Source organism: Actinobaculum sp. oral taxon 183 str. F0552 (genome assembly GCF_000466165.1).
GTDB lineage: Bacteria > Actinomycetota > Actinomycetes > Actinomycetales > Actinomycetaceae > Peptidiphaga.
The window spans coordinates 65,733-88,372 of record NZ_KE951439.1; the positions used below are offsets into that span (position 1 = coordinate 65,733).

19 protein-coding genes are annotated in these 22,640 nt (G+C 66.1%); 5 read left to right on the plus strand and 14 right to left on the minus strand.

What is annotated here, in order from left to right; genetic code table 11:
* Positions 1-197: 197 nt before the first annotated feature.
* The 4 genes from HMPREF0043_RS11120 to HMPREF0043_RS06810 all read right to left on the minus strand — a co-directional run bounded on the left by HMPREF0043_RS11120 (position 198) and on the right by HMPREF0043_RS06810 (position 4,945).
* The gene (locus tag HMPREF0043_RS11120) at positions 198-1,871 is read right to left on the minus strand and encodes a hypothetical protein (RefSeq protein WP_156897542.1); all 1,674 of its coding nucleotides are present in this window, start codon (positions 1,869-1,871) and stop codon (positions 198-200) included.
* Positions 1,872-2,133: 262 nt separating this feature from the next.
* Positions 2,134-2,628 carry a carboxypeptidase regulatory-like domain-containing protein gene (locus HMPREF0043_RS11915; protein WP_084432366.1) on the minus strand — a complete coding sequence of 165 codons (495 nt, stop codon included), beginning with the start codon at positions 2,626-2,628 and terminating at the stop codon, positions 2,134-2,136.
* Between the two features lie 26 nt (positions 2,629-2,654).
* The gene (locus HMPREF0043_RS06805) at positions 2,655-3,608 is read right to left on the minus strand and encodes a trypsin-like serine peptidase (RefSeq protein ID WP_051317481.1); all 954 of its coding nucleotides are present in this window, start codon (positions 3,606-3,608) and stop codon (positions 2,655-2,657) included.
* 128 nt (positions 3,609-3,736) lie between these two features.
* Positions 3,737-4,945, minus strand: coding sequence for a glycosyltransferase family 2 protein (locus HMPREF0043_RS06810; RefSeq protein ID WP_084432369.1), 1,209 nt, complete (start codon positions 4,943-4,945; stop codon positions 3,737-3,739).
* Between the two features lie 421 nt (positions 4,946-5,366).
* Here HMPREF0043_RS06810 and HMPREF0043_RS06815 point away from each other — a divergent pair, with 421 nt between their 5' ends.
* The gene (locus tag HMPREF0043_RS06815) at positions 5,367-5,732 is read left to right on the plus strand and encodes a VOC family protein (RefSeq protein WP_040318045.1); all 366 of its coding nucleotides are present in this window, start codon (positions 5,367-5,369) and stop codon (positions 5,730-5,732) included.
* Between the two features lie 234 nt (positions 5,733-5,966).
* Here HMPREF0043_RS06815 and HMPREF0043_RS10250 read toward each other — a convergent pair whose 3' ends face one another.
* The 5 genes from HMPREF0043_RS10250 to fepB form a co-directional block, all read right to left on the minus strand.
* A complete protein-coding gene (locus HMPREF0043_RS10250) occupies positions 5,967-7,544 on the minus strand; it encodes an enterochelin esterase domain-containing protein (protein WP_156897543.1) in 1,578 nt (525 codons plus the stop codon).
* A 91-nt stretch (positions 7,545-7,635) separates the two neighbouring features.
* Positions 7,636-8,556 (minus strand): ABC transporter ATP-binding protein, encoded by a 921-nt coding sequence (locus tag HMPREF0043_RS06830; RefSeq protein WP_021602256.1) that lies wholly within the window; start codon positions 8,554-8,556, stop codon positions 7,636-7,638.
* Positions 8,549-9,580, minus strand: coding sequence for a FecCD family ABC transporter permease (locus tag HMPREF0043_RS06835; protein WP_021602257.1), 1,032 nt, complete (start codon positions 9,578-9,580; stop codon positions 8,549-8,551). The genes HMPREF0043_RS06830 and HMPREF0043_RS06835 overlap by 8 nt, the downstream gene beginning before the upstream one ends.
* Entirely contained in the window at positions 9,577-10,638 is a 1,062-nt protein-coding gene (locus HMPREF0043_RS06840) for a FecCD family ABC transporter permease (protein ID WP_232206071.1), read from the minus strand. The genes HMPREF0043_RS06835 and HMPREF0043_RS06840 overlap by 4 nt, the downstream gene beginning before the upstream one ends.
* Positions 10,635-11,642 (minus strand): Fe2+-enterobactin ABC transporter substrate-binding protein, encoded by a 1,008-nt coding sequence (fepB, locus tag HMPREF0043_RS06845; RefSeq protein ID WP_021602259.1) that lies wholly within the window; start codon positions 11,640-11,642, stop codon positions 10,635-10,637. The genes HMPREF0043_RS06840 and fepB overlap by 4 nt, the downstream gene beginning before the upstream one ends.
* Before the next feature lie 488 nt (positions 11,643-12,130).
* Here fepB and HMPREF0043_RS06850 point away from each other — a divergent pair, with 488 nt between their 5' ends.
* Positions 12,131-13,510: a PAS domain-containing protein gene (locus HMPREF0043_RS06850; protein ID WP_021602261.1), complete on the plus strand. Its 1,380-nt coding sequence runs from the start codon at positions 12,131-12,133 to the stop codon at positions 13,508-13,510.
* 69 nt (positions 13,511-13,579) lie between these two features.
* Here the strand turns inward: HMPREF0043_RS06850 and HMPREF0043_RS10765 are convergent, their stop codons facing one another.
* From HMPREF0043_RS10765 to HMPREF0043_RS06860, 3 genes are all read right to left on the minus strand, one after another.
* Positions 13,580-13,750 carry a methionine/alanine import family NSS transporter small subunit gene (locus HMPREF0043_RS10765; protein ID WP_021602262.1) on the minus strand — a complete coding sequence of 57 codons (171 nt, stop codon included), beginning with the start codon at positions 13,748-13,750 and terminating at the stop codon, positions 13,580-13,582.
* On the minus strand, positions 13,747-15,450 hold the full coding sequence (locus HMPREF0043_RS06855) for a sodium-dependent transporter (RefSeq protein WP_021602263.1): 1,704 nt from the start codon (positions 15,448-15,450) through the stop codon (positions 13,747-13,749). The genes HMPREF0043_RS10765 and HMPREF0043_RS06855 overlap by 4 nt, the downstream gene beginning before the upstream one ends.
* Before the next feature lie 266 nt (positions 15,451-15,716).
* Positions 15,717-16,091 (minus strand): hypothetical protein, encoded by a 375-nt coding sequence (locus tag HMPREF0043_RS06860; protein ID WP_156897545.1) that lies wholly within the window; start codon positions 16,089-16,091, stop codon positions 15,717-15,719.
* A gap of 148 nt (positions 16,092-16,239) precedes the next feature.
* Here HMPREF0043_RS06860 and HMPREF0043_RS06865 point away from each other — a divergent pair, with 148 nt between their 5' ends.
* Genes HMPREF0043_RS06865 through HMPREF0043_RS06875 form a run of 3 tightly spaced genes read left to right on the plus strand, consistent with a single transcriptional unit; the run spans position 16,240 to position 19,250 of the window.
* Positions 16,240-17,925 (plus strand): cytochrome c biogenesis protein CcdA, encoded by a 1,686-nt coding sequence (locus HMPREF0043_RS06865; RefSeq protein WP_021602265.1) that lies wholly within the window; start codon positions 16,240-16,242, stop codon positions 17,923-17,925.
* A 27-nt stretch (positions 17,926-17,952) separates the two neighbouring features.
* Positions 17,953-18,519, plus strand: coding sequence for a sigma-70 family RNA polymerase sigma factor (locus HMPREF0043_RS06870; protein ID WP_084432375.1), 567 nt, complete (start codon positions 17,953-17,955; stop codon positions 18,517-18,519).
* The gene (locus tag HMPREF0043_RS06875; RefSeq protein ID WP_021602267.1) at positions 18,516-19,250 is read left to right on the plus strand and encodes an anti-sigma factor domain-containing protein; all 735 of its coding nucleotides are present in this window, start codon (positions 18,516-18,518) and stop codon (positions 19,248-19,250) included. The genes HMPREF0043_RS06870 and HMPREF0043_RS06875 overlap by 4 nt, the downstream gene beginning before the upstream one ends.
* A gap of 113 nt (positions 19,251-19,363) precedes the next feature.
* Here the strand turns inward: HMPREF0043_RS06875 and HMPREF0043_RS06880 are convergent, their stop codons facing one another.
* Both HMPREF0043_RS06880 and HMPREF0043_RS06885 read right to left on the minus strand, forming a co-directional pair.
* Complete coding sequence (locus tag HMPREF0043_RS06880; protein ID WP_156897546.1) at positions 19,364-21,715, minus strand: ABC transporter permease; 2,352 nt, start codon at positions 21,713-21,715, stop codon at positions 19,364-19,366.
* A 2-nt stretch (positions 21,716-21,717) separates the two neighbouring features.
* A complete protein-coding gene (locus HMPREF0043_RS06885; protein ID WP_021602269.1) occupies positions 21,718-22,524 on the minus strand; it encodes an ABC transporter ATP-binding protein in 807 nt (268 codons plus the stop codon).
* Positions 22,525-22,640: the final 116 nt, after the last annotated feature.

Below are 22,640 nucleotides of genomic sequence, written 5' to 3' on the forward strand. Positions count from 1 at the left end.
AACCACGGCACATACAAGAAGAATAACCACTCTACCTGAAGGAACTTTTACCTGCAAATTGAGACCATGATTGAAAAATAATATACAAATCAATAAGCAAGAGGCTAAAGAGGAGCCAAAATATAAACCACGAAAAATATCTAGTTTTTTGAACTTGCAATATTTCCAGACATGGAATTTGCTACTAAAATATGAAATCATTCTTTATCCATTTTCTTCAAGTTTACGTCAGTTAAAGATATATATTCATCATGTATAGCGATTGCATAGATTGCTCTGACGTTTTCAATCGGAATATCTTGACCGGTGCTCACATCGATTAACCGTTCAATCGCAACATCATGCTGTTGTTTCCCCAATCCCTTCTCTAGGTTGAAGGGTCTCAATCCGATAGCTGGGCCAGTGGTTAACATTATAAGTTCAATTCTTTTCCCGTTAGCGTTTACCCTCTGGCCAGTTTTCATATTGTAAATTTCCCTAGGCAGTTTAGACCATTTGTTTTTAAGTTCTATCATTTCATCGAGAGTCATTTGTTCAATTATATTTTTTTGGGGTATCTCATCAATGAAGCGAACAACCCAATCGGTGGCGGTCGTTTTCCCCATGAATTCGATACCGCCATTGCCGTTCGGAGAATATGTGTACATGGGAATCCAAGGCATCGCATGCATGACTTTAATGGTGGACGAACCATTGCGATTGGAAATGAGGGTGAGGGAAGTCGAGCCACACGCATACAGACGTGCGTCGCAATGGGCAAGACGGGGGACTGTGACGAAGCCCTGGGAAATCGGGCCGGCGAGCCAATCCGAACGGAACTGCTTCCATTCCCGCCTCCCATTGTCGAGACGGTAGGCGATGACTGCCGTCTTATCCAGGGAAGCGGGTGAGAAGGTCTCAACGGCCACAAGTTGGTCGTTCACAGCGAGCCGAGCGATTCTTTCCTCGCTGCGAAACGTTCTGACTACTTTTCCGTCGCGGGAATCCAGGACCACAACGGTTGACGGCCCGGTCGCTGCGGAGATATTCGCTGAAATATAGTGTTTTGCCTGGTGGGAATGCTTCCCGTCGACTACCGAAGGGGCGATGAGGAATCCCACATAGCGTCCGTCTGGGGAAACAGCCAGAAGCTCTTTGGGCTCACCGCGAGGCGGCGCTCCGCCGACTGGAAGCTGCCCGTAGATCTGCGCTTTCGATTCCCACCGCCAAACCGCCTTTTTGCCGCCTACCTTGCTGGAGTCCAGGCCCTCGACCACCACACGCCCCGATGTGCTCGACACAGTGACGGTGGTGGATGCGGCCTGGACGATATCGAGAACCCTCTTCTTTCCGATCGTTGAGGCGTGGGACGTCGTCCACGTCAGTTTCGAGCTGGACGTGAGACGCATGCGTCCGATGGCGACCCCGCCGCACACGACGGCGATGGCCGTGGTCCCCGCCAGGACTCGCACCGCCGCCCTGGAAGCGACGTGCCTGATTCTGCGAACGGATGCGCCCGAACTCCCTTCGGACATGTGAACTCCGCTCCCAGCATTCACGATTCCCAGACCGCCGAGGGAGATGAAACCGGCCACTAGGAGCGCGATCGCCAGTCGAACGAGTAAGTTTGCCGATTCGGAGCTCGAGGCGGCGGAAGGGAGTTCTCTGGGTGACAGAAGGGAGTAGAAAATCGCCCCTGCAACCAGGGCGACGAGGTCGAGGGCGAAGAGGTCGCCGTAGCCATTCAGTGTTCTGTTCCGATACGCTGGGTCCGCGCGGACCCATAGCTTCAGGGATAGAAGCACGTTGGCGACGGCCAAGACATAGGCGGCTGGGGCGCGATACTCTCCGGAAAACGCAGCTGGCGCGGAGACGACGACGATGAGAAGCATACAGCCCGAGCTGAATAGGAAGACAACGGTGAGGAGTACGGCAACCCTCCAGAGCTTCAGCGCCCACGAATGCGAAGAAGCCGAAAATCTGGCGCGAACGAATCGCGAGGCCGTACTCGGAGAAAGAGAACGGCCTCCGGATTCGGGAATCCCACGTTGCGCTTGTTCAGACCCGTCCATTTCCACCTTTGAAGGATACGACACGTAAAACGCCTGCGTCTACGGTTTTCTACGCATGGACTCGATTCAAGCATGGAATCCGCTATGTCGGTTCGACAGTGATCGTGAAGTCGACTCCCGCTTTCCGATCGCCGCTGGGAACCGTCAAGTTCACCGTTGTGCGACGGTACGCCGTGCCGGGGCAGACTACCGTGACTTTGTACGTGCCCGGCGACTTGTAGAGGGTGAAACGGCCATCGGGGCCGGTGACGATGGCTTCCTCGGTGGTCCTGCCTTCGTCGTCGATCGAGCAGCCTGAAACTGGCCGCCCCTGTTTGTCGGTCACTGAGCCGTTGACTACCGTGCGATGACCCGATGACGTGAGCGGGGAGGATGGCGGTGACATGGGCGAGGATGGCGATGACATGGGTGAAGATTGCGGTGATGTGAGCGAGGAGGGAGACGGGGCGCCACTGCGAAGCGGTGAAGCGTCGCGGCTCGGCCCCGCCTCCCTCGCGCAACCGCACACAGCGGCGAACAGGCTGGCGCCCAGCAGCAGGGCGTGCCTCAACCTGGCGTTCGTGCGGATGCGTTCCATGCCGGCAGACTATCAGGATTCACAGGCTAGCGGGCGATGTTGAGGATGACGGAGAAGAGGCCTTGCGTTATCCGAGTCCCCGCATTCCTCTTCGGGCACAGGCCAAACCGGCTGACTCCGTTGGTGTGGATGCCGATGACGGTGTTGTTGCTCAGATAGATGGGCGAACCACTCTGCCCGCCGAAGGTATCGTGCGAGTAGCACAGCTTGTTCGGCTGCGAATCCTCGATCTTTCCCGACATCGTCCACATTTGACCGTGCGGCTTGTCCCCTGGGTAACCGCGGACGGTGGCCGTCGTCCCATTGTAGGTCTGAGCCTGCCAACGAAGTCCGAACCATCCTGTGGTATCGCCGATGCGTCTGTTCAGCTTCACCACACCCCAATCCTGCCGGGTGTCACCGGAGCGAGTGTAATTCACGTCCGTCCACAGTTGAGTGGCGGTCGCGAATCCGTAAGGACGAACGTTGCCGTTAGCGCCGGGGAAGAACTTCAGATTCGTGTACCACGCCTTCCCACCCCTGTTGTAGAGGCAGTGGCCCGCCGTGACGAGCGTGTCGGCGGAAACCATCCAGCCGCTGCAGTGGTGCCTGTCGTCCTTCGTTATGTAGACGATCGCCCGGTCGGGGTATCCGGTCGTCGGGTTGACGCGTGTGCGCTGGTCGGGCGGAATCACGCTGTCGGGGGAGTCGCCAGTCCGCTTCATCGGATAGAGTCCGGCGGCATTCCCCGAATACGTGCGGAGAGAGGGATTTTTGCGCAGCTGGAGATCGGACAGGCGGTTGCCGTTCGCGTCGACGCCCGTGGGGTGGACCTCTTCCGTGGACGACGAGGAGCCGTCGGATGCGGCTGGGGCTGTGGAGGATCCCGACGCGCCCGTCCCCGTGTCGGCCTGAGTGGCGGAGCCGAGGGGAAGGGCCAGGCAGACGGATGCGACCGACGCCAGAGCGATGTGGCGGAATGCAGTTGAAAGTGATTTCACGAGAATCGCCTCTTCATATGTGTTCGGTTAATGCGAACCGCGAATTGCGTGTTCGCTGGTTTTCACGCGCCTACCGCAACAGGAGTTGGAATTCATATGTATATTCGACATCAGAATACGCATTTCACTCACAGCTGAGAGAGAACGTGTGAAGTATTGACGATGTCCACATTACGATCCAAGTTTGTTGAGAAACTCTGTGGACTGGAGGTGAGTGCCTGTGCCTTTCGCTTGACGCGTATGAATCCGAAATTGCGTTCGGGAATGGCCATGACGAAGTAGTAGAGGATGCCGATGGGGACGACGATCAAGCTGACGAAGAGAGAGTAGACGGGCTGGAATATAAGCCACTTGCTTCCATCGTCCCAATGGAGCCATATCATGGCGATGTAGTATATGAACAGGGCCAAGAGCAGAGTCCAGCCGGGAGTCAAGATGGCGAACCAGCGCAAGACGAACATCAATATGACGACGACTCCGCTGTACGCCCAGAGGAAGGGATGGCGGAAGATGAATCTGAAGTTGACGATGAAGAGCCTGAACGCCCCTCCGCTCCAAGCGATTCGCTGACGCCACCATCCCCGGAAGGTGTCGGGGACGTTCGTGTTCACGGTGGCTAGGATGTGCACGGCTTTGAACCCCATGGCGTCCCCGATTATTCCGGTTTCGACGTCGTTTCCCTGGAAGAAGAGGGAATGCCTTTGCATGATCTGCCTCATCACGTTGGTTTTTCCGATATGAAAGGCGCCGCTAAGGAGCCAAGGCATAATCTTCCTGACGCGCATGCTGATGATGTATTCATGTCGCTGCATCTGAACGATGGCCGGCCCGTCAGTTTGCGTGACAATTCGAACGGAAGCGAAATCGCCTCCGCTGTGAGCGAATGACCCGATAATCGTTTCCAGAGGTTCTTCGGTCGTCGTGTCAGCATCCAGGCATATTGTGTATGAATTGAGGTCGACTAGATTCAAAGCGTCACGTACTATAGTGTCTCTGGTGACGCCGCTGGTGCTTCGCTTGCGTCCGGAGGAGCGTGAAGTGTAGGTGCTTTTGAAGATCCGAAACCCGTATCGTTCGGCGATTGCCTCCAGTTTCTGGTAGAAGTCGGCGGATTCGCCCGATGTGGTGCAGAGGACGACGCGCCTGCCATAGTCCTGGAGGAAGCCAACGTTCTGCAAGTAGTTGACTTTGCCGTAAATAGGCACGAGAACGCTGAAATCATCGGAGTACATATTCGGATTCAATTTTACTGCGCTATACCATCTGGATGATGTGCCGGCCCAAATATCTACACCTATCCAGAATAATATTCCCACCAGAAGTGTGATGGCTATCATTGCATTTCCTTCCTGTACGGGAGAATGCGTAATACACGTGAGGTATGAGGATTCTCCGCTTGCGCGGGTCGGATATGTTGGCGGAGCGGAGGGGTGAGCGTTCGGGTGTATAGGAGATTCGGGGGGTGCCTTGGACGACAATCCCGACGTCACACGCAGGAGGTGAAGATCCTGATGCGACCCCATCGTGCCACCATTATGTCACGATGCTACAGTTCGCACCAGTGGATTCGGGAACGAACACGCCGAACGGGGAGCCCGGCGGCGCCATATCCTGTGGCTGGCCGTCGGGTATCCGATCCGCTTGTGGAATGCGGAATTTGGATTCGATTCCGGCCGGCCCATCGCTCGGGGCCGGTGGAAGCCTGTACTCCGGGCGAGTGGAGCGGAAATGGTGGAAGGCGGGATTAGGCTATGGAGCATGATCGACCACATTTCCCTCAACGTCAGTGACGCGAAGGCCTCACGGGCCTTCTACGAGTCGGCTCTGGCCCCTCTGGGGTATCGGGTCCTCATGGAGTTCGAAGGCATGTACGGCCTGGGCGCCCAGACCGGCCCCGACCTCTGGCTGGTGCCCGCGGAGAGCCCCACGCCCGTCCATTTGGCCCTCACGGCGGAGTCGACCCAACAGGTGGACGACTTCCACCGTGCCGCACTCGCGGCCGGGGGCGCCGACAACGGCGCTCCCGGCGAACGCCCCCACTACCATCCCGGTTACTACGGAGCCTTCGTCCTGGACCCGGACGGGCACAATCTGGAGGCCGTGTTCCACGGCACCGGGGAGTGACGGGAAGCGATCGGACGAAGGGGCGCATAGGTGTGTGAAGGCTGCAAGGCTCCATGGCCCGATGCCTTGGCTTCCAGCTCAGTGGCCCAGCGGAGCGATGGGTCGGCCGGATGCGGTAGGGCCGGGGTTTCTTCCACACCGCTCATGCGGCGTGGAAGAAACCCCGGCGTTCAAGCGGAGGACGGGACGTGAGCGGTGCCGTGCTACCGCGCTTTCCAACGCCGTGTTAACCGCTTACCGGCCTCCGCATGGGTGGAGGATGTCCGCCAGTGAGTCGAGCAGGCCGATCCTCCACCACGCCCAGTCGTGACCGCCGCAGGCCACTGCGAGCCTCGCCCGGCGTCCGGCACCCTTCAGCGTCGTGACGAGGCCTGTGGAGAGGGCCAGAGTCTCGGTCTCGTATGCGCCCGCCTGGATGTCCGCTCCGGCCCAGCGCCGTTCGGCCAATAGCGGCTCGGCGACGTCGAACCGCCACAGCGCCGGCGACTGGGCGATGGCGTGCCCCACCGTGCCCTCGCCGAGGGCCAGAGTCCACAGAGCCGACAGCCCGCCGAGGCTCTGCCCCGCGACGATCGTTTCGGCCCCTTGCGCGCTCACCGGGTAGCAGGCTCGGATGTGCGGAAGGAGGCCGTCCAGGACGGCGTCGACGTGTCCCCCGGGCACGCCGAGGGTACGCCACCGGGTCTCCACGTCGAGGGAGTCGAGCATGGCGACGTGGAGAGGCGGCAGCAGACCTAAGGCTATGGCTCGGTCGAGGGCGTCGCCCAGGTGCAGACGACGGGCCCACATGTCCCCGTCGAAGAGGACGAGAAGCGGGGTCGCACTGGACGCAGGATCGTCCGGAGGCCGGGCGGGACGGGGAACATCTCGGAGGGCGGGGACGCCGCGGATGTGGGGAGGCCTGTAGATCCACGCCCGCGTGCCGTCGACCGACAGGCGATCCACGCCACCGCGTGGGGGATCGACGCGTTCTCGTGGGCAGACGCCGCCAGGGAAGACGCGGGAGGCGCACTTGACGCGGACGGCGCCCCCTGAAGCGCGGACGGCGCCCCCTGAAGCCCGAGTGGGGTCCTCATCCGGTTTCCCGGGTCTTTGGGGCGGCCCCTCCGACCCGCCGGCCGGCCGCCCGCCGGCTGGGGACGACGGCTCCTCGGCGCAGGACAGCCCGACGCCCCACCGATCCGCGGGCGCGTCGGGGCCGGCGGCCAGACTCACAGAGCCGCCGGAAGGGAAGGCGATCCTCAAGCGCGCCCTCGGATCGGGGCCGCCCGAGGCGATCGCCGCCCTGCGGCTGGCGTGCCGTCCCTTCACGACGCGCCATGGCGGAGGCACGGCGTCCCGCCAGACGGCCAGGCGGTAGGACGACCTCCACTCCCGCGGGAGGCACAGCGTGATCGTCCACAGATCGGAGCCGGGAAGCCTGGTGAGCTCGTTGCATTCGGGGGAGCGCTCGTCGAAGACCGCGTTCGTCCACAAGGCCACGGCGGTGGCGGCCGAGTCCACGATCGTCCACGTGTACAGACAGGTCGAGGGACCCGATCCCGGACTCAGGCCGCCCCTCTCGGTAATGCTCGGATTCTCCGCGTACAGGGCCGTGGCCAGTAGATCCTCGCGCAAACGCGAACAGTGGGGATCGCCGCCGGCGGCCATCCACGCCTCCTCCAGCGGCCCGGTCACCCTGGGCATGCGGGCGACGGGGTGGGGGACGTCCGCCGCGCGCTCGGCATGCCATCGGCCGTGGCGGTCGCGGTGCCTGCCGGGCGGGCCGAACTCCGCCCCTCTCGCAGAGGGTGCGCCCGCAGGGCGCGTCACGGTCCGTCCGCCGTCGCGTTCGCCAGCGCCCCGGCGGGCAAGCCCGCTGCCGGAGCGGTCTGCTCTGGATCCATATCCGTCTGTCCTTCCCCTATTCGCGGTCTCGCGTACCGGGCGCCGGAGCCGACTGCGCGCAGCCTTCGCCGGCCTCCGGGGCCGGGCCGCGGGCGGCGTCCGGCACGGGCGTCTCCTCTTCGTCGAGCGGAATGACCAGCGGCCTGCCCGTGTGGGGATCGGGAATGCAGGTGCAGCGGATCCCGTAGACCTCTTCCACGAGCTCCGGCGTGACGATATCGCACGGGGAACCCGTCGCCCGAATCTGACCGTCCTTCAAGACGACGAGGTGCGTGGCGTACCGGAAGGCCAGGTTCAGGTCGTGCAACACCGCCACGAGAGTGTACCTGCCCGAACGGTGGAGCCGCCTGCACAGGTTGAGGACCTCCAGCTGATGGGAGACGTCCAGAAACGTCGTTGGCTCGTCCAGGAGCAGGAGCGGAGTCTGCTGGGCCAGGACGAGCGCAAGCCAGACCCGCTGGCGCTGACCGCCCGAGAGCTCGTCGACCTGCCGATCGGCGAGATCGGCCACCCCCGAATCCTCCATGGCCCGCCGAACGGCGTCGTCGTCCTCGCTGGACCATCGGCGCAGCAGCGTCTGGTGCGGGAAGCGACCGCGGGCGACGAGGTCCCCGACGGTGATCCCCGGAGGCGACGTCGAGGACTGGGGCAGAAGGCCTAGGCGTCTGGCGACGTGCCGCGACGGGTACGTTCCGATCTCCCGGCCGTCGAGGACCACCTGGCCTTCCACCGGAGCCAGGAGGCGCGCGAGCGCGCGGAGCAGCGTCGACTTCCCGCATGCGTTCGGGCCGAGGATGACGGTGAACGAAGCGCGGGGGATCTCGACGTCCAGGTCCGCGCTGACGACGCGGTGCCCGTATGCCAGCTTCAGACCCCGCCCGATCAGGGGTGAGGAGGGCGTGACACCCGCCGTCCGCGGGTCGGATGCGTCAGACATCCTCGAACCTCGCGAGGAGGAAGAGCAGGTAGACGCCGCCGAGCAGCCCCGTCACGAGGCCGACGGGAAGGGGCAGCTGCACGGGGGCACGCATCGACAGCAAATCTGCGGACATGAGCAGGACCGCGCCCGTCAGCCCCGAGAGCACGACCTGGACGCGACTGGCGCGGGTGATCCGGGCGGTCGCCTGCGGGGCGACGAGGGCGACGAAGGCGATGGGACCGGCCGCGGCCACGGCTGAGGCCGTGAGCACGACGCCGGCGAGCATGGCCGCGATGCGCAGCCTCTCGGGGCGGACGCTCAGCTGGCTGGCTTGGTCGTCGCCCATCTCCAAGACGTCGAGCCGGCGGGCGAGGCCCGCCAGAACCGGCAGGACGAGGGCTACGACGGCGATCGTGGGCCCGGCGCCCTCCCAGGTGACCGCGTTGAGAGACCCCGACAGCCATACCCGCGCCCGGACGGCCAGATCGATGTCTCCCCGGGCCAGGATCAGCGTGTTGAGCGCGCCGAGGAAAGCGCTGACGCCCACGCCGACGAGGATCAGCCGGTAGCTGCCGGTGCGCCGGTCGGCCCGGGCGAGCCAGTAGACGAGGAGGGCCGTGGCCATGCCCGAGGCGATCGCTCCCGCGGAAGCGGCGCGCCCGCTCGCGCCGAAGACGACGATGTGGACGACGGCCCCCGTGGCGGCGCCGGTCGTGAAACCGATGACGTCCGGCGAACCCAGAGGGTTGCGCGAAATCGACTGGAAAGCCGCCCCAGACGCCCCGAGGGCGAGGCCGACCGCGAGCCCCGCTGCGACGCGCGGGAGGCGGAGGCCGAGGACGATGCGGGAGTCGGCGGAGTCCGGCGAACCGCCCGCCAGTGCCTCCCAGATCCTGCCGGCGCTCAGACGAATCGTTCCGGAGGACAGGGAGAGCCAGGCCAGAACGAGGAGGAGCGCGAGGAGGGCCGAAGCCAGGGCGAGGCTTCGAGCCTCGATCCGCAATCGGGCCCGGCCCCACGACATGCGTAGCTCGGTCCTCATATTCCCGCGATCCTCCCTTTGCGTACGAGTGCGACGAAGAACGGAGCGCCGATGAGCCCGGCCGTCACTCCCGCCCCGATTTCGTCCGGGTAGTCGGCGACTCGTCCGAGGACGTCGGCCGTGAGCAACGCCATAGCCCCGAGGAGGGCCGACATCGGCAGCAGACGGGCATGACCCGGGCCGCCGACCGTCCGAGCGATGTGCGGGGCCGCCAGGCCGACGAAGGCGACGGGGCCAACGGCCGCCGTCGCACCGCCGGCCAGCACGACGACGGCCAGGTTCGCCAGGGCCCACGTCGTTCGCGTGTTCGCGCCGAGGCCCCGAGCGGCGTCCCGTCCGAGGACCGCGACGTCGAGCGATCGGGCGACGATGGCCGCGATGCACGCGCCGACGGCCAGGCAGGCGAGCGCCACCCACAGGCTCTCCCATCCCCGGCCCTGGAGCGAGCCCGTGGCCCACCCCCGGAAAGACTCGTGGACCGTTTCGGGCCGGGACAGGATGGCGATGGTGGTCGTCGAACCCAGCAGGATGGACAGGGCGGCGCCCGCCAGCACCAGGCGGGTCGGATTCTCGCCCGCTTCGTTGGCCCGACCCAGACGGTGCACGACCAGGCCCGCGGCGGCCGCGCCGGCGAAGGCGAACCACGTGTAGACGAGGATCGACGAGCCGCCCGATGCGGACAGGCCGACGACCACGCCCGCCGCCGCCCCGTGATTGACCCCCAGAGTGCCCGGTTCGGCCAGAGCGTTGCGGGTCAGGGACTGGGTCAGGGCTCCGGCCAGACCCAGGCAGGAACCGGCCGCCACGGCGATGGCCGTCCGCGGAATGCGGACCTGGCGGATGAGAACGTGGTCGCCGTTCTTCGGGCTGTAATGCCAAAGGGCGCTCCACGTCTCGTGCAGGGGGACGATCCGGGAGCCGACGGCCATGCCGACTGCGCACAGCGTGGCCAGCGCCAGGCACAGCGCCGCAAGCGCGACGAGCCGCCGCCGGGAGCCCCGCGCGCTCGTCCCGGCCCGCCGCCGGGCCGGGATCCCATGCGAAGGGTGTGTCGTCAATTGAACGACTTGACCACGGCGTCGACGATCTGCCTGCCCGAGTAGTAGTCGATCCTGAACGAAGTGGGCCCCAGGGAATGGACCCGCTTCGATTGGACGGCCGGAAGATTGGCCAGCAGAGGGTCGGCCAGGAAACCGGCGACGGTCTTGTCGCTGGCCGAGATGAGGAATATGCTCTTGCCCTTGATCGCCTTGGCGAGGTTCTCGTAGGTGACGAAGGCGAAGTCGGAGCGCTTCTGCCTGCGGGTCTCGAGACCGGGTGGGGCGTCGACGACTGTGAACCCCATGGCCTCGAGCAGTTTGGCGTGCGGGCCCTCCCTCTTGCCGACCGCTTGGTTCTGCCCGCCGGCGCCGTTGAACGAGACGATCGAGACGTCGCCGTCAGGCGGCTTGATCTTCGCCTTGGCGTCCCTGACGTACTGGTCGAAGTCGGCCGTCACCTTCTTGGCCTTGGATTCCAGACCGGTCGCCTCGCCCAGCTGGACGGACAGTTTCCGCCAGTCCTGCTTGGAGTAGTCCACGACGACGATGGGAAAGCGAGCCGAGATCTCCGCGTAGTGGTCGGCGACCGAGTCGGCGCCGGAGGACGATACGACCACGAGGTCGGGTTCGGCCGCGACGATGGCCTCCATGTTGAACTGGAGGTTCCCGTAGAGGGACTTGACGCCCCGCCTGTCGGCGACTTTGGCCCACTGGGAGAAGAAGCCCTTGGAATCGGTGATGGGGGAGGGGGTGGTCGCGGCGGTGGCGACGAGTGGTGCGTCGATGGCCAGCAGGCTCCCGGTGACGCTCGGAGACGTCGAGACGATCCGCTTGGGTCTGCTCTTCAGCTCGGTGGTGCCCTTTTCGTGCTTGATCTCGCGGGGCCATCGCCCGGCCGAAGCGCCGGAGGCCTCCGGACCGCCCGACGATGCGCCGTCGCCGCGAGACGAACAGGATACGGGGAACATGGAAGCCAGCGCGACGATGCCGGCTGTCAGGATGCGTGAGATGCGGGTCCGCATGGTCCTCCTCCGTACGGTAGTGCTGGATGCCTCTCAGGGAACGGATCGCTGAGGTATGGAAAGGTTAGCAATGCCTAACTCCCTTGAAAAGACCTCTCGCACGGCCGTCCAGCATGCGAGACGCCCGTCGACCGGCGGATGCCGGCCGATGGACCCGCCTCCGGCGTTCGGAAGCCGGGATCGGCTGGATTCCACCGGAATCCAGGTGAGGCGGCGTGTACATGCGGAGCGCGACGACGACCAGGGGTAATGGTACCCGCGTGTTCCTCGTTGACAGGCAAAACGGATCATCTATTCTCTATTTCCGGACGGCGCTCTGAAAGCGCCGAAAAATGAATGAACACGCATAGAGGGGATTTTCTGCCGGCCAATCGGCCCGATCGTGATAAACGCCACCATTCATCGCATATTTTCAATTCGAGCTTCGTCCGGGCCCGGGTCTCCAGGTTCCGGTCGGCGTCTCAGTCAGGAGCGATTTCGTGAGCAATATGAACGTATTCACCGGTGCCACGCGTGAAGTCAGCGTGGATCAGATGCTTTTCTCGACGACGGACGAGCGCGGCGTCATCGGCTTTTCGAACAGGGCCTTCGTCGAGCTGTCGGAGTACAGCCGCGAGCAGCTGGTCGGCGCTCCGCACAGCGTCATCCGCCACCCCGATATGCCGGGAGGCGCCTTCCGGACGATGTGGGACACGCTGAAAGCCGGCAGACCCTTCGCCGCTTACATGCGGAACCTGGCCGCGGACGGCGCCGAATACGACGTCTTCGCCGCTATCACGCCCTTGGACGAGGGGGGTTATCTCTCGGTCGGGTTCCGCCCCACCGTCGACGAGCTCCTGCAGACCGCTCTGTCGGCTTACGAGGGCGCCAAGGCGTTGGAGGATTCCCTCGACGGCGCCGATCGCCACGAGGCGGCCGGCCGGGGCGCCGGAAAGATCCTCGAGCTTCTGGGCGAGGCGGGCATCTCCTCGTACGAGGAACTGCAGAGCGCCGCGCTCCTCGCGGAAGTCGCGCGGCGGGAGGAGCTGGCCGGCGGTCTGCCCGAGCGCCCCGAGGCCGCCGGGACGCTGGGCGAGGCGCTGGAGGAGGTCAAGGGCGTAGCCCGGGAGCTCGACGCGTGGATGGAGCGGTCCTCCGCGCTCGCGGATCTGTCCGGCGCCCTCCGGACTGCGGGAGAGAGCCTGGAGCGGGAGATGGATGACGAGACCCTCACGGCCGACGCCCTCGATAGGCTCGATCGCTCCGATCCGGGCAGCCGCTCCCTCGCCGAGCTTTTGGACGTGTGGATCCACATGCAGGAGATCGTCGCCCAGCCGGTCGGCAGGCTGCACGACGTCTTCTCGAGACTGGACGCGAACAGTGCGCAGACGCGGTTCCACGTGGCTCTGGCGCGCCTGCACACGACGATGACAGCCCAGTTCATCGCGGAGCTCGTCGACGAGGGGGCCGACGCCGATGCGGCGGCCTCCGCCATCTGCATGCTCGCGGGCGCGATCCGCCGGGGACTGGCGGACATGGAGAGCCAGGCCGACACCCAGCGCCGGCTCGTCGCCGAGACCGCGGACTACATAGAGCAGACGAGGGAGTTCATCGCGATCCCGCGCCAACTGCTCATGCTGTGGGACGGCGGAGCGGGCGCCGGGGAGCTTCCCGAGGGCGCCGCCCAGATCGCGGCGGGCGTTTCGCAGAGGGTCGACTCCGTGGGCAAAGAGCTCGACAGACTCGACTCCATCGCCCGTCGGTGCCGGGGCTCCCGTCGGCGCCGGGGCTTCGGCGCCGATGGAGAGGCCTCGACGACGCAGTCCCTGCTCGACAGGGTCGACCGGGTGGCGCAGAGCTTCGGCGCCGCTGTCGGCTCCAGAGCCTGAGGCCTGGCGGCCGGCTGGCTTGCGACCAGGCGCACGAGACGTCGCAGCCGCAGCCAGCCGACGCCGCCCTTAGCCCTGATCGAGCCCCGCGTCGTGGAGGACCGTGCGGATGGCCCTCTCGTGCTGTTCGCGCTTCTCACGGCGTCCGCGCACCACGAGCGCCGTAGCCGAGGCGACGAGCCCGCCCCAGATGACGAGGGTGCTGATGAGCATGAGGACGATCGCCGAGCCTTGCATCATTCGCCTCCGTTCGCGTGCGTGCGATCCGCCCGGTCGGCGCCGGGCGATTGCGGGTCCGTCGGTCGGCGGGAGCCGACGGCCGAAGCGGCGCCCACGGCGCGGCGACGCCGGGAGCGAAGGGCCGATTCGTACTCGTCGAGATCGACGGGCGTGAAGTCGTCGACGGGGCTCCTCCACCGGGCCCAGGTCATGACGAGCGTCCCCACCGCGGCGGCCGCGATGCTGCCCCACCCGAAGGCGTTCTCGAAGGCCCGCGAGTAGTCCTTCCCGTTGTACTGGTTGGAGACGAAGGCGACCATGGTGTCGACGAGCATGTACGTCAGCACGGCCGGGGCCACGACGCCCACGAGCAGGCGCCACCATGCCCCGATCGTGCCGCCCGCCTCGGAGACCACGTTGAGGTGGCGCTGCAGGACGGGCAGGCGCCGGACCGCGAAGGCCAGGGAGAAGCAGACGAAGACGGCTGAGACCACCACCCCGATCTGGGTGATGTAGGCGTCTACGACGTCCAAGGCCTTGATCCCGGACACCGAGCCGAAGACCACCAGGGAGACGGCGGCGCCGGGAATCCCCACGGCGAGCGAGGCCTTCATCGGGCTGAGCTTGAATTTCTCGCCGACGCCCGCGGCGATGACCTGCATGACGGAGATGATCGAGGTGAAGCCGGCCAGGGCCAGCGAGACGAAGAAGAAGACGCCGAAGATCGCGCCGCCGGGCATCTGCGCGATGATCGTCGGGAAGGTGACGAAAGAGAGCGTCACGCCCGTCAGGCCGTCGAGATCGGCGACGTTCACGTTCTGCTCGAAGGCCATGAAACCCAGCGTGGCGAAGACGCCGAAACCCGCCAGAACTTCGAAGGACGAATTCGCGAAGGCCGCGACGAGCCCCGTGCCGACCAGATTGGAGCGTCTGCGCAGGTAGCTGGAGTAGGTGAGCATGATGCCGAAGGCAACCGACAGGGAGAAGAAGACCTGCGCGTAGGCGGCGATCCACACCTTCGGATCCTGCAGGGCGTGGAAGTCGGGAGACCACAGGGCGTTCAGGCCGTTGACGGCTCCGGGCAGGAGGAGCGCGCGGACGACGAGTGCGACGAACAGCACGACGAGCAGCGGGAGGAAGATCCTGTTGGCCCGTTCGATCCCGCGCGTGATGCCCAGCCCGATGACCAGGAGCATGAGCGCCCAGACGATCGCCAGAGGGACGAAGACGTTCCACACCGGCGATGCCGAGAACCCCGGAGCGTCCGACGCGCCGATCGATTTGTTGAAGAACGCTCCCGCGCCTCCCGGGCTGCCCTTCCACGCGACGTTCACCGAGTAGAGGACGTACCTGAGCGCCCAGGCGATGATGACTGCGTAGTAGGTCATGATGACGAAGCAGATGAAGGCCTGCCACCAGCCGAGCCATTCCAGTTTGCGCGACACGCGGCGGAAGACCGCCGGGGCGCTGCCGCGGTAGCGGTGGCCGAGCGCGTAGTCGAGGAAGAGGATGGGGATGCCGGCGGTCAGCAGTGCGACGATGTAGGGGATCATGAAGGCTCCGCCGCCGTTGGCGTACGCCACGCCGGGGAAGCGCCAGATGTTGCCCAAGCCGATGGCCGAGCCGATCGCGGCGAAGAGGAAGCCGACCTGGCTTCCCCACTGCTCGCGTTCGGCGATGCCGGGCTCGGCGATATCGGGTTGTCGCGCTGACGAAGACATGTACGGCCACCTGTTTCGCTCGTGGGCGGGGGAGCCCCGGCCTCGGCCGGAGGCTCCCGTTCACTAACCGGCAAATCATAGTGAGGGAAGAGGCCGGGTACACATCCGTCTCACAATGCGGCTGCCGGGAGCGGCGATCCGCGTCGCCGGGCGGATGGAGACGGGTGGTGTCCGGGTGAGGCCGGGAATGTGTGGGTGTTGCTCGGATGAGGCCGAGATGGAGGCCGTCTCTCGGCCCCATCCGAACGCCCGGTCCGCTTGCTGAACTATTTGGACGAGCCGTCTCCCATTCGGCCACCCGAGGCGTCCGAGCCGGAAGTCTTCCCGTCGGACATCTTGCCGTCCGACATCTTCTTGTCGTTCATCTTGTTGTCGGACATCTTGCCGTTGTCCGACTTCCCATCCTTCATTTTGCCGTCGGACATCTTGCCGTCGGACATCTTGCCGGTGTCAGATTTCCCGTCCTTCATCTTGCCGTCGGACATCTTCTTGTCGTTCACCTTCCCGCCGGACGTCTGCGAGGTGCTCGACTCCTCGGAGGGCTTGTCGCCTGAGTCGTCGCTGCCACAGGCGGCCAGACCGAGGCCGGCGGCCAGGACGACGGCGGCCAGAGCGGAGGAACGGAAGGTCTTGCGGGCCACGATGGGTCTCCTTTGTCTCATGGGCAGGCGCTTCCTGCCCCTCGCGCAGTGATTCGGAGCCGGAAAGCCCCATGGATGTGTGAAATGTTGCACACATCCATGGGGCGGTCGGCGCCGAACCGGTGGCGACAGACCAAGGAAGGACATCATGCTCTCTCAAGCACTCATCGGACTACTGGGCGGACTGATCACCGGCATATCGCCGTGCATCCTCCCGATGCTCCCCATCATCTTCCTCGCGGGGGCCACCAGCGCCGCGACCGGCGACGAACGTTCGCGCTCGCGCAGATACCCGCTCCTCGTGACCCTCGGACTGGTGGTCTCCTTCACGCTGGTCACTCTTCTAGGCTCGACGCTGCTCTCGCTCCTCGGCCTGCCGCAGGACTTCATCCGCTGGATGGGCATCGTCCTGCTGGCGGTTATCGGAATCGCCCTGATGTTCCCGACGTTCGAGGAATGGCTCGAGAAGCCCTTCAGATACCTCGGCAACAGGAACGTCGGCAAGCGGTCCAACGGATTCGTCTTCGGCCTGCTGCTCGGCACGGCCTACGTCCCCTGCGCGGGCCCGGTCCTCACGGCGATCACGGTGGCCGGATCGACCGGACAGATCGGGCTGGACACCGTGGTGCTCGCCGTCTCCTTCGCGACCGGCGCCGCCATCCCCCTCTTCTTCTTCGCTCTGGCCGGCCGCGGAGTCACGGAACGGGTCAAGGGGTACCGCAAGCACCAGCGCGGCATCCGCATCGGCGCGGGCGTGGCCATGCTCGGGCTGTCCGCCGGACTGGCCTTCAACCTGCCCGCGGCCCTGCAGCGCCTGATCCCCGACTACACATCCTCGCTCCAGAAGTCCACGGACAGACTCCTCAACAAGGGCGGCCAGGAGTGCCAGGCCGACGCCGACACCCTCCTAGACTGCGGGAAGCAGCCGGCCGTCGAGGGAATCGCCGCCTGGCTCAACACGCCCGGCGGCAAGCCGCTCGACGCCGCCGTCCCGAAGGGAGGGGTGCGCCTCGTCGACTTCTGGGCATACTCGTGCATCAACTGCCAGCGTTCCGTGCCCGGAATCAAGAAACTGTACGAGACCTACAAGAGCGCCGGCCTCCAGGTGCTCGGCGTGCACTCGCCCGAATACGCCTTCGAGAAGGTGACGGAGAACGTGCGCGAAGGGGCGAAGAAGCTCGGCGTCACCTACCCCGTCGCCGTCGACTCAGACTTGAGGACGTGGAAGAACTTCGACAACCACTACTGGCCCGCGCAGTACCTCGTCGACGGGTCCGGCAAGGTGCGCCACATCCACTACGGCGAGGGCGGCGAAGCCACGGCGGAGAAGCTCATCCGCCGGTTGCTGACCGAGCAGAACCCGGGAGTCAAGCTGCCCGATCCCGTCTTCACCGAGAACAAGTCGGGGGCCCGCGACGGCAAGGCGGGGTCCCCCGCCGAGAGGACCAACCCGGAGACCTACCTGTTCCCCTCCCGGGCCTCCTACTACGCCGGACGGCCCCAGCTCAGGGAAGGGACCGCCGACTACGGCGATCCGGGCGAGCCGAAGCGGGGGACCTTCAACCTCGCGGGCGCGTGGAACGCGGGGGCGGAGTCGATCACGCCCGCGCGGGGATCGGCGCAGGTGCGCCTCGGCCTGCACGCCAGGCGCGTGTACCTCGTCGCGTCGGGCGAGGGAGAGGTGACCTACACCTTCGCCGGCAAAACTTACACGAAGAAGGTGAGCGGCACCCCCAACGCCGTCGATCTGCTTCCGGGCGACGGCCGCAAGGAGGGGACGCTGAAGGTCGAGGCCTCCAGCGGGGTCCACCTCCACTCCTTCACGTTCGGGTGAGAGCGAGTGGCCGTTACGATTGAGGCCGTGCAAGCACGAACCTCCGATCCGGCGTCCGGCGGCGAACTGGAACGCCTCATCGGCGCGGTCGGCGAAGGGGACCAGGAGGCCTTCTCCCGACTGTACGACGCGACCGCCGGCTATCTCCTGGCCCTCATCAGGCGAATCGTCGTCAGCCAGGCTCACGCGGAGGACGTCCTGCAGGAGACCTTCCTGCAGGTGTGGAGGCGGGCGCCGGGCTTCGACCCCGCCCGGGGCAGCGCCAAAGCCTGGCTCGCCGTGATGGCGCGGGGCCGCGCGATCGACTGCGTCCGTTCGAGCCAGTCCCGCCGGGACCGCGAGAGGTCGGCCTACAGGCCGGACGTCGATCGCGACGACGTCGCCGAGGCGGTGGCCGCCGGCGAGCAGCGCGACGAGCTGTCCCGGGCGATGGCGGGCCTGTCCGCGCCGGCGAGGGCCTGCATCGAAGCGGTCTACTTCCGGGCCCTCACGCACAGACAGGCCGCGCAGGCCCTCGGCATGCCGCTCGGCACGGTGAAGACCCACGTCAGAAACGGAATCGCGCATCTGCGCGGGGCGCTGGAGGGGACATGAACGATCGGATCGAATTCGGAACGCCCGAAGCGGAGATCCTGGGCGAAATGGCGTTCGCGGGGGATCAGCCCGCCGTCGCGCCCGGCGTCAAGGACGCCCTCATGGCGCGGGTCGCCGCCCTGTCGGACCCCGGCGGGCCGCAGACCCCGACGGAGCAGGACCGGAAGGGCGGGGCGAGCGGGCCGGCGACGGCCGACGGCCCGGAAGACGGAGCCGACGGGAACGGGCCGGCCGGGGGGAGCGAGGCCGGCGGCGCGGAGGTCGTCGAGATCCCGCGCAGGCGCTGGACTCGCAGGGTCATGGCCGCGGCGGCCTCCGTGGCGCTCCTCGTCGCGGGGTTCGCCGCCGGACACGCCTGGACGATGCGGGGGATGTCCCAGGAGACGCGCTTCAACGCCCTCAACCAGGCGTCGGACTACCGGTCGGTGGACCACAGGATGGCCGACGGGCACGTCATACGCCTCGTGTGGTCGCACAGGGAGCACTCGGCGGCGCTCGTGATGCCCGGCGGCATGAAGGTCCCCGAGGGCAAGGCGATCCAGGCGTGGCTCGTCAAGGGCGCGCAGACGAAGTCGATGGGGATGTACCGCGCCGGCTCCAAGGGCCTCTACACCTTCCTCGACGGCATGCCCGACGACGGCGAGGCCGTCATGCTCACATACGAGCCCAGCTCCGGCTCCCGCCGCCCCTCCTCCGACATGGTCGCCGAACTGCCCACCGGCAAAGCCTGAGGGCCGGGCGGCGGTCCGCACGAGCCGCCCGGCCGAAGAGGACGGGACGCCCCTCCACGCCGGGGCGCCCCTCCACGCCGGGGCGCCCCCCAGGCTCGGCCGCTGCGGCCGGCTCACTCCGCGAGCAGGTCGCGGGAGGTGATGCGCCGGGTCCGCCGCATGAGCAGGAGGATGAGCAGGACGGGAAGGGCCAGGAACGCCGCGCCGAGGCAGACGACCGGCCCGGCCGCCAGGCCGGCGTCCAGGCGCATGATCCCCGTGCTTCGAAGCAGCTGCCCCAGGGCGGGCATGGCGAACGCCCATCCGAGGGCGACCCCGGCGGCCGTCCCCAGGGCCATGGAGGGCAGCTGTGCGGCGATCATCTGCACCGACAGCTGCCGGTTGGTGAATCCGAGGGCTTTGAGGACGCCGAAGTCGCGCCGCGACCTGGTGATCAGCGACGTCACGACCAAGCCGACGACGAGGATCGCCACGATCCCCGTCAAGGAGAGGATCCCGACGGCCAGGCCCTCGCTCATGGACACGTAGGTATTGAGGATCGAATCCCCGTAGGCCTGCATGTCCACCGTCGAGGCGTAACGGCCGACGAAGGAGGAGCTGATCCTATCGAACAGCGTCTTCGCGTCGACCCCGTCGGCGTAGACGGCGAGGGTTTTGGGCTGGTAGTTCGGCGTCGCCCGGCGAACGCCGTCGACCGTGAGCACCGCGCTCTTTCCCAGGCTCATGGCGGACTGGGTCAGGCCGGTCACGAGATAGGTCGCCTTGTTGCCGGTGTGCGAGATCGTGATGTCGTCCCCCACGCCGACCCCCAGGGCGGAGGCGAGCGGCCCGCCGATGGCGATCTCGCCGGCGCGAGCGGGCAGACGGCCTTCGTACACGGTTTTGCCCAGGGCGCGGTGCGCGCCGTCGCTGACGATGAGGGCGATCGCGCCCGCGTCGGACTCGGCGCTCGTCAGATCGTAGACGATCGACGAGCCTACTCCGGGCGTGCGCTCCAGGTCGGCGCGCAGTGCGTAGACGGACTGGTCCGGCGCCGCGGTGATCGTGACGTTCCCGCGGTCGCCCATGAGCGTGTCCATGAACTCCCGGGGGTTGCCGAGGATCGCGGAGTCGATCGCCAGTGCGAAGACCGAGGCGAAGACGGCGATGGCGAAGACGACCGTGACCATGACGTTCTGCGCGCGTGCGCGCAGCCCCGCCTTCAAGCCGATGAGGACCGGCGCCGATCCGCGCGTGGAGTCCAGCGGCAGCCGGGTCGGACGGAAGGAGTGGGCCGTCTCGCCGCCGCGAAGGGCGTCGACCGGCGGGATCTTGCGCACCCGGGCGGAGCTCAGCCACGCCGTGAGGAGGACGATCGCGAACATGCTCGCCACCGCTATGGCCGATCCCAGCCCCGACAGGCCCGGGTCCCAGACCAGCCCCGTCTGGGACTCGATCATCCGCCTGAGGAAGGGCAGGGCCAGGCCGCTCGCCAGAGCCCCGAGGGCTCCCGCGCATAGGGCCACTGTTGCGAACGGGGCCATGACGGCCCGCATCACCTGACCGGCCGTCATCCCCGCGGCCTCCAGCGTGCCGAAGGCCGGCATGTCGCGCACGACCGTCGACCGGAGGACGAACCGGACGATGAGGGCCACTACCGCCGCGATGAGAACGGAGAAGGCCCCGAGCAGGGCGGTGAACATGTTCGGCGTCAGCGTCTGCGTACTCGCGTACGACGTCCAGCTGAGGGAGTAGGCGACGGGGTCGGACTGGCCGGAGTCCATCGTCGCCTTCCGGATGCGCGACGTGAGGACCGAGCTGTTCGCGTCCGACCGTGCGGCCGCGGTCTGCTGGACCCGTGCGTGCCACGCCTGCCTGACGCCGGACGAGGACGTCAGAGCCTTGAGAGAAGCCGGGGTGAACTGGAATTCCATGGCCCCCACGTTGAGGCTGTCGCGCATCGGGCTTTCGAAGAATCCCTGGATGTGGAAGCTGTGCGCGACCCCTCCGATGGTCATGGTGAAGCGATCGCCGAGCCCGTAGCCTCCGCCCGTCTTCATGATGTAGGGGAGCCAGATCGGGTCGGACAGCCTGGTTCCCAGCTCCTCGACCGTGCTCGTCCGCCCGATCCTGGGCTTGGACTCGTGGCTGGTCAGCATGGTGAAGGGATTCTGGGTGTCCGCGCCGGCGTATCGGAAGGACGCCGTCGCCGTGGCGAGGGCGACGATCTCATGGTCGGCGACCCGGCGATCCGAGTCGAGGACGTGCGCCGCCCGCTTCGCCCCCTCCGCCGAGGAGAGGAGGATCGACGTGTCCTCGGTGTCGAGCCGCTCGGTGGTCTCGGAGATGCTCTCCCGGTAACCGGTGAGGATGACCGCCAGATGCAGCATCATCGCCGTGATCGCGACGAGCAGACCGGTGATGGCGAACTGCCCCTTGGCCTTGCGCAGGCTGCGGCGGGCCAGGATCCTTGCCGTCGTGGACACGCTCACCACCCCATGTCGGCCAGGAAGCCGGACAGGCGGGCAGTGCGGCCCTCGTCCTCGGCCGCGTAGGCGCCGAGGTCGAGCTCCCCCTTGACGGTGCCGTCGCGGAGGTAGAGGATCCGGTTCCCGCGCACGGCCGATCGCACGTCGTGGGTGACCATGACGATCGACTGCCCGCGGCCGTTGATCCTCGCCAGCAGGTCGAGCACCTTGGTCGAGTTCTCGGAGTTGAGCTGCCCGGTGGGCTCGTCGGCGAAGAGCACGTCCGGCTCGTTGATCAGAGCCCGCACGATGGCCGCCCGCTGCGCCTCGCCGCCCGAGACCATGCCAGGGAACTTCTTCCGCGTCGCCGCGTCGATGTCGACCAGGTCGAAGAGCTCGACGGCCCGCCGCGCGACCTCCGCGCGTCTGCGCTTCGTGAGCAGGCCGGGCGCCATGACGTTGTCCATCAGCGACATGGAGTCCAAGAGGTTCATCTGCTGGAAGACGAAACCGCAGTGCGAGCGCCGGAAGACGGCCAGGCGGTCCTGCGAGGCGCCCGAGATGTCCGTCCCGTCGAAGACCACCGTGCCCAGCGTCGGGCGGTCCATGCCAGACAGCGCGTACAGGAGCGTGGACTTGCCCGCTCCCGACGGTCCCATGACGACGGTGAAGTCGCCCCGGAGGATCCGCAGGTCCATGTTCTTCAGGACGTGCTGCTGGACGCTCTGGAGCGAGAACGTCTTGGACAGCTTCTTCGTGGAGATGACGGCGTCCGCCTCCGGGGCTTCTCCCGGAGGTGAGGGACGGTCGGTGGTATGCGCACTCATGGGGTCGAGGGTAGAAGGTTGCGAATCGGCATTCCTTTCCACTTTCTTAACGGATTCCTACGGGTCGGTTACGCGGCGTCGCCGGCGATCGCGCCTGGCGCCCGCGGACGGAGGCG